This window comes from Salmonella sp. 32120201201600049SM (genome assembly GCF_017572835.1).
Lineage (GTDB): Bacteria > Pseudomonadota > Gammaproteobacteria > Enterobacterales > Enterobacteriaceae > Salmonella > Salmonella enterica.
The window spans coordinates 186,435-203,691 of sequence record NZ_JAGESA010000005.1; the positions used below are offsets into that span (position 1 = coordinate 186,435).

General features: G+C 54.1%; 18 protein-coding genes. 5 read left to right on the forward strand and 13 right to left on the reverse strand.

The genetic code is table 11. The features are described from left to right. Positions 1-410: 410 nt before the first annotated feature. The gene (gene ssb1 / locus J4650_RS13530; RefSeq protein ID WP_000168322.1) at positions 411-941 is read right to left on the reverse strand and encodes a single-stranded DNA-binding protein SSB1; all 531 of its coding nucleotides are present in this window, start codon (positions 939-941) and stop codon (positions 411-413) included. 247 nt (positions 942-1,188) lie between these two features. On the opposite strand from ssb1, the gene uvrA reads away from it, so the two are divergent. The 3 genes from uvrA (at position 1,189) to J4650_RS13545 (ending at position 4,926) form a co-directional block, all read left to right on the forward strand. Beyond that, positions 1,189-4,014 (forward strand): excinuclease ABC subunit UvrA, encoded by a 2,826-nt coding sequence (uvrA, locus tag J4650_RS13535; protein ID WP_000357725.1) that lies wholly within the window; start codon positions 1,189-1,191, stop codon positions 4,012-4,014. A gap of 131 nt (positions 4,015-4,145) precedes the next feature. Next, positions 4,146-4,601, forward strand: a complete 456-nt coding sequence (locus J4650_RS13540) for a hypothetical protein (RefSeq protein ID WP_000432209.1) — start codon at positions 4,146-4,148, stop codon at positions 4,599-4,601. Then, the gene (locus J4650_RS13545; protein ID WP_000146600.1) at positions 4,588-4,926 is read left to right on the forward strand and encodes a hypothetical protein; all 339 of its coding nucleotides are present in this window, start codon (positions 4,588-4,590) and stop codon (positions 4,924-4,926) included. Before J4650_RS13540 ends, J4650_RS13545 begins: the two co-directional genes overlap by 14 nt. On the opposite strand, the gene J4650_RS13550 is transcribed toward J4650_RS13545, so the two are convergent. The 6 genes from J4650_RS13550 to dnaB form a co-directional block, all read right to left on the reverse strand. Next, entirely contained in the window at positions 4,927-5,283 is a 357-nt protein-coding gene (locus J4650_RS13550) for an MmcQ/YjbR family DNA-binding protein (RefSeq protein WP_000155665.1), read from the reverse strand. It lies immediately after the preceding gene. A 2-nt stretch (positions 5,284-5,285) separates the two neighbouring features. Then, on the reverse strand, positions 5,286-5,702 hold the full coding sequence (locus J4650_RS13555; protein ID WP_000270392.1) for a secondary thiamine-phosphate synthase enzyme YjbQ: 417 nt from the start codon (positions 5,700-5,702) through the stop codon (positions 5,286-5,288). A 128-nt stretch (positions 5,703-5,830) separates the two neighbouring features. Continuing rightward, positions 5,831-6,544, reverse strand: a complete 714-nt coding sequence (gene aphA, locus J4650_RS13560; protein WP_000724435.1) for an acid phosphatase AphA — start codon at positions 6,542-6,544, stop codon at positions 5,831-5,833. 186 nt (positions 6,545-6,730) lie between these two features. Further along, entirely contained in the window at positions 6,731-7,924 is a 1,194-nt protein-coding gene (gene tyrB / locus J4650_RS13565) for an aromatic amino acid transaminase (protein ID WP_000486909.1), read from the reverse strand. 185 nt (positions 7,925-8,109) lie between these two features. After that, positions 8,110-9,189 carry an alanine racemase gene (gene alr / locus J4650_RS13570; RefSeq protein ID WP_001147297.1) on the reverse strand — a complete coding sequence of 360 codons (1,080 nt, stop codon included), beginning with the start codon at positions 9,187-9,189 and terminating at the stop codon, positions 8,110-8,112. A 31-nt stretch (positions 9,190-9,220) separates the two neighbouring features. Then, positions 9,221-10,636: a replicative DNA helicase gene (dnaB, locus tag J4650_RS13575; protein WP_000918353.1), complete on the reverse strand. Its 1,416-nt coding sequence runs from the start codon at positions 10,634-10,636 to the stop codon at positions 9,221-9,223. Positions 10,637-10,700: 64 nt separating this feature from the next. Between dnaB and J4650_RS13580 the strand changes: the two genes are divergently transcribed. Beyond that, positions 10,701-11,684, forward strand: coding sequence for a quinone oxidoreductase (locus tag J4650_RS13580; RefSeq protein ID WP_000235550.1), 984 nt, complete (start codon positions 10,701-10,703; stop codon positions 11,682-11,684). Positions 11,685-11,858: 174 nt separating this feature from the next. Here J4650_RS13580 and pspG read toward each other — a convergent pair whose 3' ends face one another. From pspG to J4650_RS13595, 3 genes are all read right to left on the reverse strand, one after another. Beyond that, positions 11,859-12,101 carry an envelope stress response protein PspG gene (gene pspG / locus J4650_RS13585; RefSeq protein WP_000891414.1) on the reverse strand — a complete coding sequence of 81 codons (243 nt, stop codon included), beginning with the start codon at positions 12,099-12,101 and terminating at the stop codon, positions 11,859-11,861. A gap of 167 nt (positions 12,102-12,268) precedes the next feature. Further along, the gene (gene dusA, locus J4650_RS13590) at positions 12,269-13,267 is read right to left on the reverse strand and encodes a tRNA dihydrouridine(20/20a) synthase DusA (protein WP_001182224.1); all 999 of its coding nucleotides are present in this window, start codon (positions 13,265-13,267) and stop codon (positions 12,269-12,271) included. 87 nt (positions 13,268-13,354) lie between these two features. Beyond that, the gene (locus J4650_RS13595; RefSeq protein ID WP_001039342.1) at positions 13,355-14,665 is read right to left on the reverse strand and encodes a conjugal transfer protein TraF; all 1,311 of its coding nucleotides are present in this window, start codon (positions 14,663-14,665) and stop codon (positions 13,355-13,357) included. Between the two features lie 246 nt (positions 14,666-14,911). Between J4650_RS13595 and zur the strand changes: the two genes are divergently transcribed. Continuing rightward, a complete protein-coding gene (gene zur / locus J4650_RS13600; RefSeq protein WP_000416271.1) occupies positions 14,912-15,427 on the forward strand; it encodes a zinc uptake transcriptional repressor Zur in 516 nt (171 codons plus the stop codon). A gap of 98 nt (positions 15,428-15,525) precedes the next feature. Here the strand turns inward: zur and J4650_RS13605 are convergent, their stop codons facing one another. Genes J4650_RS13605 through dinF form a run of 3 tightly spaced genes read right to left on the reverse strand, consistent with a single transcriptional unit; the run spans position 15,526 to position 17,192 of the window. Beyond that, complete coding sequence (locus J4650_RS13605; protein ID WP_001030592.1) at positions 15,526-15,735, reverse strand: CsbD family protein; 210 nt, start codon at positions 15,733-15,735, stop codon at positions 15,526-15,528. A 21-nt stretch (positions 15,736-15,756) separates the two neighbouring features. Next, positions 15,757-15,870: a hypothetical protein gene (locus J4650_RS13610; RefSeq protein ID WP_001575282.1), complete on the reverse strand. Its 114-nt coding sequence runs from the start codon at positions 15,868-15,870 to the stop codon at positions 15,757-15,759. Beyond that, positions 15,867-17,192 (reverse strand): MATE family efflux transporter DinF, encoded by a 1,326-nt coding sequence (gene dinF / locus J4650_RS13615; RefSeq protein ID WP_001128112.1) that lies wholly within the window; start codon positions 17,190-17,192, stop codon positions 15,867-15,869. Before dinF ends, J4650_RS13610 begins: the two co-directional genes overlap by 4 nt. Positions 17,193-17,257: the final 65 nt, after the last annotated feature.

Here is a 17,257-nt window from a genome sequence, read left to right on the forward strand (position 1 = left end):
GCAGATGAGTTTTCTCTTTCATATTTAAGACAATCCGGGTTATTGCAGTACATTTATGAACTTCGGCTGGATAATGATGTGCCGAGGCGAGTCGGCCAGAGGCGATAAGCGACATTTTTCCGTAAGATATGCGCTTCTCTTTTTTGAAAGGGATACTAAGAGCCTATCCCATTAGGGCTATTTTACTTGCCATTTTGGTCCTGGGCAGTGCTCAAAATCCTCACGTACTACGTGTACGCTCCGGTTTTTGCGCGCTGTCCGTGTCCAAACTGGCTGCACCAATAACGCCTGGTGGGATAGGCTCTAAGACAATAATACCAGGTAAGAAAATGCCTGGTTTACACCAGGCATTTCAGCAGACGAGAGCTATAGCGAAAATGCAAATAACGCTTTGACTTTTTTACCAAAAATCAGAACGGAATGTCGTCATCAAAATCCATTGGCGGTTCGTTAGACGGCGCTGGCGCGGATTGCTGTGGACGTGACTGCGCGCCGCCGCTGAACTGGTTGCCGCCCTGCGGCTGCTGAGGTTGTTGCGGTTGACCCCAACCCCCCTGCTGCTGACCGCCTGCCGGTGCGCCGCCGCCCTGGCGACCACCCAGCATCTGCATCACGCCGCCGATCTGCGGAACGTTAATTTCAGTCGTATAGCGTTCCTGGCCACTCTGATCGGTCCACTTGCGGGTACGCAATTGACCTTCGATATACACCTGAGAACCTTTACGCAGATATTCGCCGGCCACTTCCGCCAGTTTGCCGAACATCACCACCCGGTGCCATTCAGTCTGCTCTTTCATTTCGCCGGTCTGCTTATCGCGCCAGGATTCAGAAGTAGCCAGCGTTAAGTTGGCGACAGCGCCGCCACTCGGCATATAGCGTACTTCCGGGTCCTGGCCCAGATTACCAACGAGAATCACCTTGTTTACGCCTCTGCTGGCCATAATTGAGTCTCCTGAATACGTTTCATAAATAGTGTAAACGCGTGAGTGTACCATTTCCACGTAGCATTTTAATAGCTGCGATGCAGGTTCCAGGTCACTCGCGCGAACCTCATATTGTTGCATACTTTAGCTGAAGATGCATTCCAATACTGTATATTCAAACAGGTTAAATTGTGTCATAATTAGCCGTTTCTGCCGTTTGTCCTTCAAACAAACCAGGCATCCGAGTCTCTACCGGGAAAGGTGAATGGATAAGATCGAAGTTCGGGGCGCCCGCACCCATAATCTCAAAAATATTAACCTCGTCATCCCCCGCGACAAACTGATTGTCGTGACCGGGCTTTCGGGTTCAGGCAAATCCTCACTGGCTTTCGACACTCTGTATGCCGAAGGGCAGCGTCGTTACGTTGAATCGCTCTCCGCTTACGCGCGGCAGTTTTTGTCGCTCATGGAAAAACCGGATGTCGACCATATTGAGGGGCTATCGCCCGCGATCTCAATTGAACAGAAATCGACATCGCACAACCCGCGCTCTACGGTGGGTACTATTACCGAGATCCACGACTACCTGCGCCTGCTGTTTGCCCGCGTGGGCGAGCCGCGTTGTCCGGACCATGACGTGCCGCTGGCGGCGCAAACCGTTAGCCAGATGGTCGATAACGTACTGTCACAGCCGGAAGGCAAACGTCTGATGCTGCTCGCGCCGATTATTAAAGAGCGTAAAGGCGAACACACCAAAACGCTGGAAAATCTGGCAAGCCAGGGTTACATTCGCGCCCGTATTGACGGCGAAGTCTGCGATCTCTCCGATCCGCCGAAGCTGGAGCTGCAAAAGAAACATACCATTGAGGTGGTGATCGATCGCTTCAAAGTTCGCAACGATCTTTCCCAACGCCTGGCGGAGTCGTTCGAAACGGCGCTGGAATTATCCGGCGGCACGGCGGTTGTTGCCGATATGGACGATGAGAAAGCGGAGGAGCTTCTGTTCTCCGCTAATTTTGCTTGTCCGATTTGCGGCTACAGTATGCGCGAGCTGGAACCGCGTCTGTTCTCGTTCAACAACCCGGCAGGTGCCTGCCCGACCTGTGACGGCCTCGGCGTTCAGCAATATTTCGATCCGGACCGCGTGATCCAGAATCCCGACCTGTCGCTGGCAGGCGGCGCGATTCGTGGTTGGGATCGTCGCAATTTTTACTACTTTCAAATGCTCAAGTCGCTGGCGGAACACTATAAGTTCGACGTGGATGCGCCGTGGGCAAGCCTCAGCGCCAACGTACATAAAGTCGTGCTGTACGGTTCCGGCAAAGAGAACATTGAATTTAAATATATGAACGATCGCGGCGATACCTCCGTGCGCCGCCATCCGTTCGAAGGCGTGCTGCATAATATGGAGCGCCGTTATAAAGAGACGGAATCCAGCGCGGTGCGCGAAGAGCTGGCGAAGTTCATCAGTAATCGCCCCTGCGCCAGCTGTGAAGGCACGCGACTGAATCGCGAAGCGCGCCATGTATTTGTGGAAAATACGCCGCTGCCTGCTATTTCCGATATGAGCATTGGCCATGCGATGGATTTTTTCACTAATCTCAAGCTTTCCGGGCAACGAGCGAAAATCGCCGAAAAAGTGCTAAAAGAGATCGGCGATCGCCTCAAGTTTCTGGTGAACGTCGGCCTGAACTATCTCACGCTCTCCCGCTCGGCAGAGACGCTTTCCGGCGGCGAAGCCCAGCGTATTCGTCTGGCGAGCCAGATAGGCGCCGGGTTAGTCGGCGTGATGTATGTGCTGGATGAGCCGTCCATCGGTCTGCACCAGCGCGATAACGAACGGCTGCTGGGTACGCTGATTCATCTGCGCAATCTTGGCAATACCGTGATTGTGGTGGAACACGATGAAGACGCCATTCGCGCCGCCGACCATGTGATCGATATTGGCCCCGGCGCGGGCGTTCACGGCGGCGAGGTGGTGGCGGAAGGCCCGCTGGAAGCCATTATGGCGGTACCGGAATCGCTGACCGGCCAGTACATGAGCGGTAAACGCAAAATTGAAGTGCCGAAACAACGCGTGCCGGCAAATCCAGAAAAAGTGCTCAAACTCACCGGCGCGCGCGGCAACAACCTGAAAGATGTGACCCTTACGCTACCGGTAGGGCTGTTTACCTGTATCACCGGCGTCTCGGGTTCCGGTAAATCGACGCTGATTAACGACACGCTGTTCCCCATCGCCCAGCGTCAGTTAAACGGGGCGACTATCGCCGAACCGGCGCCGTATCGGGATATTCAGGGGCTGGAACATTTCGATAAAGTGATCGATATCGACCAGAGCCCGATCGGGCGCACCCCGCGTTCCAACCCGGCGACCTATACGGGCGTCTTTACCCCGGTTCGCGAGCTTTTTGCTGGCGTGCCGGAGTCTCGCTCGCGCGGCTACACGCCAGGGCGATTCAGCTTCAACGTGCGCGGCGGTCGCTGCGAAGCGTGCCAGGGCGATGGCGTCATTAAAGTCGAAATGCACTTTCTGCCGGATATTTACGTGCCGTGCGACCAGTGCAAAGGCAAGCGCTATAACCGGGAAACGCTGGAGATTAAGTACAAAGGCAAGACCATCCACGAAGTGCTGGATATGACCATTGAAGAAGCGCGTGAGTTCTTTGATGCGGTTCCGGCGCTGGCGCGTAAGCTGCAGACGCTGATGGACGTGGGGCTGACCTATATCCGTCTTGGTCAGTCGGCGACGACGCTTTCCGGCGGCGAGGCCCAGCGCGTGAAGCTGGCGCGCGAACTGTCGAAGCGCGGCACCGGGCAGACGCTGTATATTCTCGACGAGCCGACCACCGGCCTGCACTTTGCCGATATTCAGCAGTTGCTTGACGTTCTGCATCAGTTGCGCGATCAGGGCAACACCATCGTGGTGATCGAACACAACCTGGACGTCATTAAAACGGCGGACTGGATTGTCGACCTCGGCCCGGAAGGCGGCAGCGGCGGCGGCGAAATTCTCGTCTCCGGTACGCCGGAAACCGTGGCGGAGTGCGAGGCGTCGCATACCGCCCGCTTCCTTAAACCTATGCTCAAATAACCTTCACGCCGCTTTCCGATTCGCCGGGAAGCGGCATCATTTTTCCTCATCCCACCTCATTGTATCCGTGTTGAGCATTTGTGATTTGCGTGCCGCCTCGCTCTGACATGTGATAGCGCAAACGGTCTGTTATGGAAAACACCATGAAGTTGCCCTACGCAATCACACTACTGCTGTGCCTGTTTTTATCCGCCTGTACGCTGCCTGACCGCTTTAGCGCCGTGGCTTTTCAACAACTGACGCTATTACAAGCGCGCTCAACCCGCTTCCTGCAGGATGCGGCGCGAATACCGTGGCAAAAAGAGACACTGCTCAAGGATGACCGCGATATCCGCCAGACATTTTTTCAGGCTGAGCGGGTCGCCTGTCAGGGTGGGGATAAACACCGACTCGATAATCTGGCGCTGCTGAAAAATCACTATTTGCGTCTTTATGCGCGGGTTATACAACGTAAGCAACCGCTTACTTACATCCAGGCTGAGAGATACCAACAGCAAAATAATCAGGTCTGGAAATTAGCCATACAGGGTGAGTGCCTGCATTGGGGCGCCCGCTGTACTCAGGGAGAAGAAAATGGCGTCTATTAACGAAATACATTACCTGATGACCACCGCCCGGGCCGAACATCCTGTAGCCTCCTCGGCGATTGCCGAGTTTATCCAGACGTATAAGCAGGCAAGAGAAGACAGCGACGACGGTATCCGCGAGTCCGCCGCGTTTATCGCCCGCGCGCTTCAGGAACATGCTCGCGGCTGGCTGGACGACGACGATATGATTATTCTGCTGGAAGGACAGCGGGACCTCGCCAGGCTACGCGCCAATAATGCGCAAATCGCCCTCGGCAGCCGTATCCGGTCTACGGTCATCCGCCTCATTGATATCGCCCTGGCGTTGTTGGTCGGCGCGCTATAATCAGGACTGCGGCAACTGCTTGCGTTTATCTTCCGGCAGCGCATTTACCGCCTGTTGATAAGAGGCATCGACCAGATAATAGAGTTGTGAATCCGGCAGCGATCCGTCCAGATAGACCGTGCTCCAGTGCGCTTTATTAAGGTGCCGACTCGGTCGTACATCGCTGTGCTGCTGGCGTAACAACTCTGCCAGTTCCGGGCTGGTTTTGAGAGAGGCTGCCGGGCGTCCTTCAACTTCTTTTACCATCGCGAAAAGTACATCTTCCACTTTAATTTGCGTCGCTTTCCAGTCGCTGTGGACGCTCTGCTCTGCGCCAGGTTTTGCCATGCAGTATTGCAGTAATTCCGAAATGGTCATTATCATTCCCCTTGTAGTGTCGCGATAATTTTACGTGGACCGCCGTGAATACGGTGCTCTCCCAACCAGATACCTTGCCATGTTCCTAACTGTAAACGCCCCTGGCGTACAGGCAGCAGCAACGAGACGCCCAATACTGACGACTTAATATGCGAAGGCATGTCATCCGCGCCTTCGTAATCATGTTCATACGCCGCATTATCGGGAACGGTTTTCAGGAAATGGCGCTCCATATCAGCGCGCACGGTGGGATCGCAGTTTTCGTTTAGCGTCAGCGAGGCCGAGGTATGTAGCAACAACAGATGCAGCAAACCCGTTTCGACAGGCGGTAAGCCAGACAATTTATCGATAATTTCATCTGTTATCAGATGAAACCCGCGCGGCTTCTCGCTCAGTGTAATGGTGCGCTGATACCACATAGGCTGCTCCTTCCTAAAAACAAACGTCTCCTGAATAGTGTGCAGCAAGTCTGGAAAAGGTAAAAGCCAGCGGGGCAAGTTTGTGCAAAAATCATGCAAAAAAGGAGAGCCTGTCGCTCTCCTGATTTTTAGTACTCCGAGTTGACAATGACTTCCTCGCCAAACGCTCCTGCCTGCGGCAGCGGTTTGTAGGTGGAGTTAGCCGCGCGCAGGATGCGAATACCGCGGATACCACAATCACGAGCTGCGGTAATATCGTTATCCGAATCGCCGTAGAAGATACGCATGTTCTTCTCCTGCAGCCACTGTACTTTCGTATTTTGTTCCGGTTTATCGCCGGCGAAAATCACCGGATTCATATTCGCCGCCGGAATATGGAAGTTATCCGCCAGCGTTTTCGACACGGTTTCCGTTTTCGTCTGACTACGACCAGTGACAAAGTAAATACTGTCGCCACGGCGAACATGCATATCAATGAGCTGTCGGGCCACTTCTTTTGGAATACTGAACTCATCCCAGCCGTTGTTCATTTTTTCCCAAAAGGCCGGATTTTTCAGATAATCGTCGCTGTCCGGGGAGTAGGTTTTCTTTCCGCGCCAGAATCCGGGGCTGGAAAATAACACGGTGTCGTCAATATCAAAGCCGACCGCCATCGGCGGGCGTCCGGTGAGGCTGTTTTCAATCTGGGCGACAGAGACCCAATGGACAGGCGCTTGTTCCGCGAGTTTTGCAACATTAGTGCCCGGATTGAGCGTCGAAGGGGAAGATACTAACGCATTCGCGGAATGGTTTAGCGTAAACAACAAACAGACGGCACTCAGCGCCAGGGTTATTTTTTTCATGGTTTTCCCTTAAAATTCAAAATATTATAATTATTAAGATGAGTCTTTGCTCAAAAAACTATCTGACCATAACGCCAGTAACGGTCAAAAGGAAGGATTATCTGCGGTTTTGTTACGAAAAAAGAGGATGATCACAACAGCTATTGTCAGGCCGGAGGGCACTGTTATCGCCGTCCGGCCTGAATATTACATGACAGCGGCAAATGCCTTCGCCACGCGGTGTACATTTGAAGCATTAAGCCCGGCGACACACATGCGGCCACTGGCAATCAGGTAAACGCCAAACTCATCGCGCAACCGATCGACCTGCTCCTCGCTTAACCCGGTATAGCTGAACATACCGCGCTGCTGTAACAAGTAATCAAAGTTGCGGTCAGGCATCTCCGCCTTCAGCTCCTTCACCAGCGTCTGGCGCATCGATATAATGCGGTTACGCATCGCGTCGACTTCCGCCAGCCAGCCCGCTTTTAACGCCTCATCGCCCAGGACCGTAGCGACCACCTGAGCGCCGAAACACGGCGGACTGGAGTAAATTCGGCGCACCGTCGCTTTAAGCTGTCCCAGAACCCGCGCGGCAATTTCAGCATCTTCACACACCACGGACAGGCCGCCGACGCGCTCGCCGTACAGCGAGAAAATCTTCGAAAAAGAATTACTGACTAACGCAGGTAACCCGGCGCTGGCAATGGCGCGAATAGCGTAAGCATCCTCGTCCATGCCTGCGCCAAACCCCTGATAGGCAATATCAAGGAACGGAATCAGATCGCGCGCTTTCACTATTTCAATTACCGCATCCCATTGCGAAGGCGTTAAATCCGCCCCGGTCGGGTTGTGACAACAGGGGTGCAGCAACACGATACTGCGCGCAGGTAACGTATTCAGCGTGGCCAGCAGATCGTTAAAACGGATGCCGTTAGTCGCGTCGTCATACCAGGGGTAAGTACTCACTTCGAATCCTGCCCCGGCAAATATCGCAATATGGTTTTCCCAGGTGGGGTCGCTCACCCATACGCCTGCGTCGGGGAAATAACGCTTCAGGAAATCCGCGCCCACTTTCAGCGCGCCGGAACCGCCTAATGTCTGGATAGTAGCCACGCGCTGTTGCTGAAGAACCGGGTGATCGGCGCCAAAGAGCAAAGGCGCGATAGTATGGCGATAAGTATTGAGTCCTTCCATCGGCAGGTACAGCGAAGCGCCATGCGGCTGCGCGTTAAGCCGGGCTTCGGCTTCGGCCACCGTTTTAAGCTGTGGGATAATCCCGTCTTCGTTGTAATACAGGCCAATGCTCAGATTTACTTTGTCGTGACGGGAGTCGTCTTTAAAACGCTCCATCAGTGAAAGAATCGGATCGCCGGCATAGGCGTCAACTTTTTGAAACACGCGATGGTTCTCCAGGTTTACAGAGGGCAGGAAATAACACAATAAACCGGAAGGACGAGAAGATCGAGAGGATGTTGTGGTGGATGCGCATATTACCGGATAGCGGCGTGAACGTCTTATCCGGCCTACAGCCAATGTGCGATACAAGCCGGATAAGCGCAAGCGCCACCCGGCCCGCCGCGTATTTAATCAATATACTTCATCGCCACCCTTGAGGTCAGGCGCGTGATAAGTTCGTAAGCACTTACTTTTGTCATTTCAGCGATACGTTCAACCGGCAGACCTTCACCCCATAAGACCACCGGATCGCCCGCGTTATCCTGCGCGTTTGGCCCCAAATCTACGCAAATCATATCCATCGCCACCCGCCCGACAATCGGAACTTCACGACCATTGACCAGTACTGGCGTACCGGAAGGCGCCGCTCGTGGGTAGCCATCGCCATAACCCATCGCCACCACGCCCAGGCGCGTGTCGCGCTCACTCACCCATGTCCCGCCGTAGCCCACCGGTTCGCCCGCTTTGTGGTCACGCACCGCGATCAAACTGGAGGTTAAGGACATCACCGGCTGAAAACCAAAATCCGGCCCCCAGGGTTTGTGCTCCAGCGGCGATACGCCATACAAAATGATGCCCGGACGCGCCCAGTCAAAGTGAGACTGCGGCCACAGCAGGATACCGCCAGACGCGGCAATAGAGCGCTGACCGGGTTTACCCTGACAGAAGGCATTAAAAATGTCGAGCTGATGTTCGGTAGCGCCGCATTCCGGCTCATCCGCACGGGCAAAATGGCTGACGATATTCACCGGCTGGCGTACATTTTTACAGTGCGTCAGACGCTGGTAGAACGCCTCCGCCTCTTCGGGACGCACGCCGAGACGATGCATACCGGTATCCAGTTTCATCCAGACCGTTACCGGCTCCGCCAGCTCCACCGCCTCCAGGGCGGCAAGCTGCTCTTGATTATGTACGGCGGTATGCAGACATTGCGCGGAAATGGTCGGCAGATCGGCGGCGTCGAAAAAACCCTCCAGCAGCAGGATAGGCTGCGTGATCCCGCCCGCTCGCAGACGTAGAGCCTCTTCAAGACGCGCCACGCCAAAAGCGTCAGCATCAGGGAGCGTTCGCGCGGTCTCCAGAAGACCGTGTCCATAAGCGTTCGCTTTCACCACCGCAACCAGCTTACTGGCAGGCGCCAGTTCACGCAGACGTTGCAGGTTGTGTCGCAGAGCGCGGCGGTTAATGACGACTGTTGCCGCTTGCATTTGAATTCCTTGTTAAAAGAATGACGGAGAGTTACTCATCATCGTATTGCGGTCCCGCATAGTTATCGAAGCGCGACCACTGACCATTGAACGTCAGACGAACCGTACCGATAGGACCGTTACGCTGCTTACCAATAATAATTTCAGCAATGCCTTTTAAGTCGCTGTTCTCGTGATAAACCTCATCACGGTAGATAAACATAATTAAGTCGGCATCCTGTTCAATAGAGCCGGATTCACGCAGGTCGGAGTTCACCGGACGTTTATCCGCGCGTTGTTCCAGGGAGCGGTTAAGCTGCGATAGCGCCACGACCGGCACCTGGAGTTCCTTCGCCAGCGCTTTCAACGAGCGAGAAATTTCGGCGATTTCCAGAGTACGGTTATCAGAAAGCGACGGCACACGCATCAATTGCAGGTAGTCGATCATAATCAGACTTAACCCGCCATGTTCGCGGAAAATACGCCGCGCGCGCGAACGGACTTCTGTCGGCGTAAGACCTGAGGAGTCGTCAATATACATATTGCGTTTCTCCAGCAGAATGCCCATCGTGCCGGAGATTCGCGCCCAGTCTTCATCATCGAGTTGACCGGTACGAATACGTGTCTGATCGACGCGGGACAGCGAGGCCAGCATACGCATCATGATCTGTTCGCCGGGCATCTCCAGACTAAAGATCAGTACCGGTTTATCCTGCAACATCGCCGCGTTTTCGCAGAGGTTCATCGCAAAAGTGGTTTTACCCATGGAGGGGCGCGCCGCGACGATAATCAAATCCGAACGCTGTAACCCTGCCGTCTTTTTATTGAGATCCTGATAGCCGGTATCCACGCCTGTAACGCCATCGTGCGGTTGCTGGAACAACTGCTCAATACGCGCCACGGTAGCGTCGAGAATCTGGTCGATGCTTTTCGGACCTTCGTCTTTGTTGGCCCGGTTTTCCGCGATCTGGAAGACGCGCGACTCCGCCAGATCCAGCAGTTCGTCGCTATTGCGCCCCTGTGGATCGTAACCGGCGTCCGCAATTTCATGCGCCACCGCGATCATATCGCGGACCACGGCGCGTTCGCGCACAATGTCCGCATAAGCACTGATATTCGCCGCGCTTGGCGTGTTTTTAGACAGCTCCGCCAGATAGGCGAAACCGCCGACGCTGTCCAGTTGGCCCTGCCGCTCCAGCGATTCCGCGAGCGTAATCAGGTCGATAGGACTGCCGCTTTCCTGCAAGCGCCCCATCTCCGTAAAGATATGGCGATGCGGGCGGGTATAGAAATCTTCCGCCACCACGCGCTCGGCCACATCGTCCCAGCGCTCGTTATCCAGCATTAAACCGCCCAACACCGACTGTTCCGCTTCAATCGAGTGCGGCGGCACTTTTATCCCGGCAACCTGCGGATCGCGGTCGCGGGCATCAGTCTGTGGTTTGTTGAAGGGTTTATTTCCTGCCATAGTGAATGGAGTTACCGAGATAGTGATTGGGTCGAAAGATTACCACATTTCTTTTGGAGGAAGCATGGCAACGCGTATTGAATTTCACAAGCATGGTGGTCCGGAAGTGCTTCAGACCGTGGAGTTTACGCCAGCGGAACCGGCGGAACACGAAATCCAGGTTGAGAACAAAGCCATTGGTATCAACTTCATCGACACCTATATCCGTAGCGGACTCTATCCGCCCCCGTCGTTGCCTGCGGGCCTGGGAACCGAAGCTGCGGGTGTGGTCAGTAAAGTCGGCAACGGCGTGGAGCACATTCGCGTGGGCGATCGCGTCGTCTACGCGCAGTCAACGCTCGGCGCTTACAGTTCCGTCCATAACGTCCCCGCAGATAAAGCCGCGATTTTACCTGACGCCATTTCCTTCGAACAGGCGGCAGCCTCTTTTCTCAAGGGGTTGACCGTTTTTTACCTGTTGCGCAAAACCTATGAAGTGAAACCCGACGAACCCTTCCTGTTTCATGCCGCTGCGGGCGGCGTCGGTCTGATCGCCTGCCAATGGGCGAAAGCGCTGGGCGCGAAGCTTATCGGTACCGTCGGTAGCGCGCAAAAAGCGCAGCGGGCGCTGGACGCCGGTGCCTGGCAGGTAATTAATTACCGTGAGGAGAGCATTGTCGAACGGGTAAAAGAGATCACCGGCGGCAAAAAAGTCCGCGTGGTCTATGACTCCGTGGGGAAAGATACCTGGGAAGCCTCACTGGACTGCCTGCAACGTCGGGGACTGATGGTCAGTTTCGGCAATGCGTCCGGCCCCGTCACCGGCGTGAATTTAGGTATTCTGAATCAGAAAGGTTCTCTGTATGCCACGCGCCCTTCACTACAGGGGTATATTACGACGCGTGAAGAACTGACCGAAGCCAGCAATGAATTGTTCTCATTGATCGCCAGCGGCGTGATTAAAGTCGATGTGGCTGAAAATCAACGCTATGCGTTAAAAGATGCCCGTCGCGCGCATGAAGTGCTGGAAAGCCGGGCCACACAGGGCTCAAGCCTGCTGATTCCGTAATAGCTCTGCAAAGAAATTGGGCTTCCACCCGGGAAGCCCTTTCTTTTTTTGTTCGGCTGTATGTAGGGTACAGCGCGATGAATTCGTTACCTGCGCAATCATGACAGATTTAATAATCGATTCCTATTTGCTTGTGAGGGCAAAGTTCCAGGTTGTGACGAACCGCTCAATACCTTAGTAAAACCGACGGTTATTGCGCTGATACTGTGGGATTTTTGGCGTTTTTACTGCTTTGATCACCCACACCACAGCCACCGCCAGCAGTAGCCACGGTAACAGCTTGATCATCAGGGCGAACATTCCACCCAGGAACATGACGGCAGTCGCTACAACCAGCGCGGCCAGAATGCCCAGCAAGGAGACGCCCGTCACCATTAACATCAGAAAAAAGCCAAGCACAAAAAGTAGTTCCAGCATAGTCGCTCCCCATAAAGATGGCATTGCCCGGCGGCACGGCGCTTACCGGGTTTGGTCAGGTAAGCTATTACAAAAATCATGCCAATATTTATGTTTTTGATATATAAAGAAAACGCCCTGCAAGACTGCACAGAGCGTGGTGAGATTGACTAATTTTTGGCGAACTTTTAACGCTTGTCTGCCACCAGTTTTAGCGCCTGCTCCAGTACAGCAACATCCGCGCCAGCTTTATGGGCGTTTTCGCTCAGATAGCGACGCCACTGCCGCGCGCCGGGGATACCCTGGAACAACCCCAGCATATGGCGAGTGATATGCCCCAGATACGCTCCCTGGCTCAATTCACGCTCAATATAGGGATACATCGCGCGAACCACCGCAACCGGGTCGGCATCGGTGGTATCGGCGCCAAAAATCTCCCGATCCACCGCGGCCAGTATACCCGGATTCTGATAAGCTTCGCGGCCAACCATGACGCCATCCATATGGCGCAGGTGTTCCTTCGCCTCTTCCAACGATTTGATGCCGCCGTTAATGGACATGGTCAGGTGCGGAAAATCCCGCTTTAGCTGATAGACGCGCGGGTAATCCAGCGGCGGAATCTCACGATTTTCTTTGGGGCTTAAGCCAGAAAGCCAGGCTTTGCGCGCATGGATAATAAACATCTCGCATTCGCCCTGACCGGAAACCGTATCGATGAAATCACACAGAAACGCATAACTGTCCTGATCGTCAATACCAATGCGGGTTTTTACCGTCACCGGAATCGAGACGACATCACGCATGGCTTTAACACAATCGGCGACCAGTTGCGCATTGCCCATCAAACAGGCGCCAAACATACCATTTTGCACGCGATCGGAAGGGCACCCCACGTTGAGGTTAATTTCATCGTAGCCACGCGCTTCCGCCAGCTTTGCACAATGCGCAAGCTGAGCCGGATCGCTTCCACCAAGCTGTAGAGCGACCGGATGCTCTTCTTCGCTATAAGCCAGATAGTCACCCTTACCGTGAATAATCGCACCCGTGGTCACCATTTCGGTGTAGAGCAGCGTCTGGCGAGACAGCAAACGCAGGAAATAGCGGCAATGTCTGTCCGTCCAGTCGAGCATAGGCGCGATGGAGAAGCGATAAGCAGGGAAAGCGGAGGACTGGGTTTCAGGCTGCATGGCGAATAAATAAGCATCCGGTTAAAAAAGGGGCGTCACTATAGCATAACGCTAAACCGGAGGCGTAGCGCCTCCGGTGAAAACGCCTCAGAATGTCATTGTAAGCTGCGCGCCAGCCCCCCAGGTTTCATCTTCGCCGTACAGTCCCATTAAGTCGAGATGCACACGGTTAAAGGGCGCAAAGCCAAGACCGCCGGTAACCACATTGCTATCGTTATTTTTCACATCCGCACGATACCCTGCGCGCACCGCCAGCCATGATAACGGTCGAACTTCAGCGCCGACGCCAACGTACTGTGAATTGTCTTCGCTCTTAAAGCCTTTCGTTTCCGTCAGATCGCCATCGGCGCTTACGGTCAGTAAATCGTTATGCCATGCGATGCCCGCGGTAACCAGGGGGCGGATTTGGTATGTATCTTTGTAGTTGGTGGTTTCTCCCGTCATACCATTAGTGATGTAAATATCTTTCGTATCGATATCGCGAGATACCAGATTTTGCCCGCTCAGCCCCAACGTCCAGTTTTCACCGATATCGGCAGCAAGCCCCGCATCAATGTTAAAACCCGTATCGTCATTGCGATAGCGGCTGCTATTCCAGTCGCTACTGTCGTAGTTATAAATTGAGGTGGTGTAGTTATAGAGCCAGGTTTTTTGCAGTTTTGGCGTAACGCCAATGGAAACAGGCACCTCGCCCACCACAAACTGCTTCGCCAGCGCAATACCGTAGTCAGATACAATCGCTACCCGCCCCGACGCGGTAGAGTTTAAATGCTTTGTAATTTCGTCAGACCCCAGCAAAGCAGCGCGTCCTGCTTCACGAAGCGCGACACGTTCATCATGCTGGATATCGCGCAGATACTGAATATCGTTCTGATCAATGGACGAACTCACGCGCCCATGCGCATAACCTTTGGCGATAAACGCCACGGAAAGCGTTTGCCCTGGAATACTTACCGCCAACCCGGCGCCGGCATTGGCGCGGGCGGTTTTTCCGTTGAGATATTCCAGCTCATCGGCCAGGTCGCGCGCGGCGCCCTGAAATTGACTCAGCACGCCTCGCGGATTGAGCAGAATTTGCCCCAGAGTAAGGTTATCGACGACCTCATCGTAGTAATCCACTTTATCGCTGATATCGTCAATTTCATCCTGGAGATTGTCTTTATCCGTAATCTGGACGCCGACCGCAGGAAGGACAACAGTGATATTGTCTTCCGGTTTGGCTTTTGCCAGTAACGCCGGATTTAATAGTACTCCGCTGCCATAATTCGCGGACGCGACGCCCGTCCCGCCCATTGCGTCATTACGCGCTTCCGTCCAGGTATTGGCGGCGCTCGCCTGCTTTGCCATAAAAAGCGAGACCGCGATAGCAATCAGTGAAAGTTTGACGTTTTTGTTCACAGTTAGCCCATCTTATTATCAAGTGAAGTAATCCCTCCGCCACGCTTTACCGGACAGAGGCGAACTATTGCTGTGAAATAGTGATGTTAAATCCTGTTGTTATAATATCGACCCTCATTAGGTATAGATGAGAATACTGGCGCGGAAAAGCTTAGCAGGCGATATATTGTCGCGGGGTAATTTCAGAGTTTTAAGCAGCTCGTGGTAAAGTAACGGATTAGACTTTCATGCCATTCGAGGTGCTACATGGAAAAGACCACAACGCAAGAGTTACTGGCGCAAGCTGAGAAACTCTGCGCGCAGCGCAACGTGCGCCTGACGCCTCAGCGCCTCGAAGTGCTGCGCCTGATGAGTCTGCAGCAGGGTGCAATCAGCGCATACGATTTGCTCGATTTGCTGCGCGAAACGGAACCACAGGCCAAACCGCCCACCATCTACCGCGCGCTGGATTTTTTGCTCGAACAGGGTTTTGTCCATAAAGTGGAATCCACCAATAGTTATGTGGTTTGCCACCTGTTCGACCAGCCGACGCACAGCTCGGCCATGTTTATCTGCGATCGTTGTGGCGTGGTGAAGGAAGAGTGTGCCGAGGGCGTGGAAGACATCATGCATACGCTGGCGGCTAAAATGGGCTTTGCGCTACGACATAACGTTATTGAGGCGCACGGTCTGTGCCCTGCGTGCGTAGAAGTGGAAGCGTGTCGCCATCCGGGCGACTGTGGTCACGACCACTCGGTGCTGGTGAAGAAAAAACCGCGTTAGCCTGAACGGAAAACGGGCGGCAGTAGAGAGGGGCACGCCCGCATTCATAAGCAAACAGGGGGAAGCACATCCATGTACTCCTGGTAGGGGAAAACATATTACCAGCGATAGTTGTTACGGGTTTCCCAGTCAACAACCTCTTTTTCCGCCTGATCTTTCTGGTAACCGTAACGCTCCTGGATTTTACCTACCAGTTGGTCGCGTTTACCTTCGATAACGGTCATATCGTCATCGGTCAGTTTACCCCATTGTTCTTTCATTTTACCTTTAAACTGTTTCCAGTTACCGCCGGCTTCGTCTTTATTCATCATCTTGTCCTCATCATTCGGTTAGGAATAGCAGGTGTTATTCGCCCAAATGCACTGCAATTTCTGCTGGACGTGATAATAATTGTAGGCAGGAATTCGGCCTTCGGTTTTATATTCAGAATTTTTAACCGTCACGATCTGGCAAACCATGTACCCTCGCGCCAGTGACGACGCCAGATAAGGCTCAACGACAGACCGCGAAGCGCCAGGAACACGGTTAATGCCAGCCATAAACCATGATTTCCTAATACCGGCAGGGCGAAGAGCGTCAGCGCGAATCCTCCCGCGGCGACAGCCATGCTATTGCGCATTTCGGCAGCGCGCGTCGCGCCAATAAACATACCATCGAGCAGATAGCACCATACGCCCACCAGCGGTAATACCACCTGCCAGATAAGATACCGATCCGCCAGTAGCTGTATTTGCGGCAATGAGGTCAGTAACGCGACAATATGTTCGCCTGCCAGGGCATAGACTGTGGAAAACAACAAGGCCACAATTCCTGACTGACGACACGCCGCTCGCCAGACGTCCAGTAGCTTGCTACCGTCACGCGCGCCGTAAGCCTGACCGGAGTGCGCCTCCACCGCATAAGCAAAACCGTCCAGCGCATAGGCCGTAAAGGTGAGTAAGGTCATCAGGACTGCATTTACCGCGATAATATCGCTGCCCAGCCGCGCGCCTGACACCGTGATTGCGCCAAAACAAAGCTGAAGGAGCAATGAGCGCAGCATGATATCGCGATTGAGCGCTAAAAGGCGGCGCACGTTGCCGCGCCAGGCCTGTTTTAGCATATCCAGCGACACACCGCGGAGATGGAGAACTTTACGTACCATCATAAAGCCGATCAGTAACGTGGCATATTCTGCGATGACCGTCGCCAGGGCGGCGCCCTGCACGTTCATATGAAGTCCCATCACCAGCCACAGGTCGAGCGCGATGTTGAGAATATTGCCCACGACCAACAAGATAACCGGCGCCCGCGCATACTGAACGCCTAACAGCCAACCGAGCAGTACCAGATTCGCCAGTGACGCGGGAGCGCTTAGCCAACGAATTTCAAGGAAGCGTCTCGCCTGCACCAGGACAGCGTCGTTCCCGCCGACAATATGTAAAGCCAGCTCGATAAGCGGCGTGCGAAATAGCACAATCATCACGCCAGCGCCCAGCGCCAGCAATAACGGTTGAATGAGCGCCCGGGCTAACGCCTGCGGATTTTTGGCACCAAATGCCTGCGCCGTTAGGCCGGTGGTGCTCATACGTAGAAATAGCAGCAGCATGAAAAGAAAGCTGGTGGCAGTCGCGCCCACCGCCACGCCGCCCAGGAAAACCGGGCTGTCCAGATGACCAATCACCGCCGTATCGACCAGCCCCAGTAAGGGGACGGTGATGTTAGAAAAAATCATCGGCAGCGCGAGACGCCAGAGAGCTTTATCAGAGGAGGTAAAAAGCGGCATGGAGAAAAGCCTGACAAGGAGTTAAAGGAAACGAGCGCATTGCCGGATGGCGGCGTAACGCCTTA

Coding starts and splice junctions, on each gene's coding strand:
- pspG (WP_000891414.1), bottom strand. CDS start 12,101: ATGCTGGAACTACTTTTTGTGCTTGGCTTTTTTCTGATGTTAATGGTG.
- ssb1 (WP_000168322.1), bottom strand. CDS start 941: ATGGCCAGCAGAGGCGTAAACAAGGTGATTCTCGTTGGTAATCTGGGC.
- J4650_RS13580 (WP_000235550.1), top strand. CDS start 10,701: ATGGCAACGCGTATTGAATTTCACAAGCATGGTGGTCCGGAAGTGCTT.
- J4650_RS13550 (WP_000155665.1), bottom strand. CDS start 5,283: ATGACCATTTCGGAATTACTGCAATACTGCATGGCAAAACCTGGCGCA.
- zur (WP_000416271.1), top strand. CDS start 14,912: ATGGAAAAGACCACAACGCAAGAGTTACTGGCGCAAGCTGAGAAACTC.
- J4650_RS13545 (WP_000146600.1), top strand. CDS start 4,588: ATGGCGTCTATTAACGAAATACATTACCTGATGACCACCGCCCGGGCC.
- alr (WP_001147297.1), bottom strand. CDS start 9,189: ATGCAAGCGGCAACAGTCGTCATTAACCGCCGCGCTCTGCGACACAAC.
- dnaB (WP_000918353.1), bottom strand. CDS start 10,636: ATGGCAGGAAATAAACCCTTCAACAAACCACAGACTGATGCCCGCGAC.
- J4650_RS13605 (WP_001030592.1), bottom strand. CDS start 15,735: ATGAATAAAGACGAAGCCGGCGGTAACTGGAAACAGTTTAAAGGTAAA.
- dinF (WP_001128112.1), bottom strand. CDS start 17,192: ATGCCGCTTTTTACCTCCTCTGATAAAGCTCTCTGGCGTCTCGCGCTG.
- uvrA (WP_000357725.1), top strand. CDS start 1,189: ATGGATAAGATCGAAGTTCGGGGCGCCCGCACCCATAATCTCAAAAAT.
- J4650_RS13555 (WP_000270392.1), bottom strand. CDS start 5,702: ATGTGGTATCAGCGCACCATTACACTGAGCGAGAAGCCGCGCGGGTTT.
- aphA (WP_000724435.1), bottom strand. CDS start 6,544: ATGAAAAAAATAACCCTGGCGCTGAGTGCCGTCTGTTTGTTGTTTACG.
- J4650_RS13540 (WP_000432209.1), top strand. CDS start 4,146: ATGGAAAACACCATGAAGTTGCCCTACGCAATCACACTACTGCTGTGC.
- dusA (WP_001182224.1), bottom strand. CDS start 13,267: ATGCAGCCTGAAACCCAGTCCTCCGCTTTCCCTGCTTATCGCTTCTCC.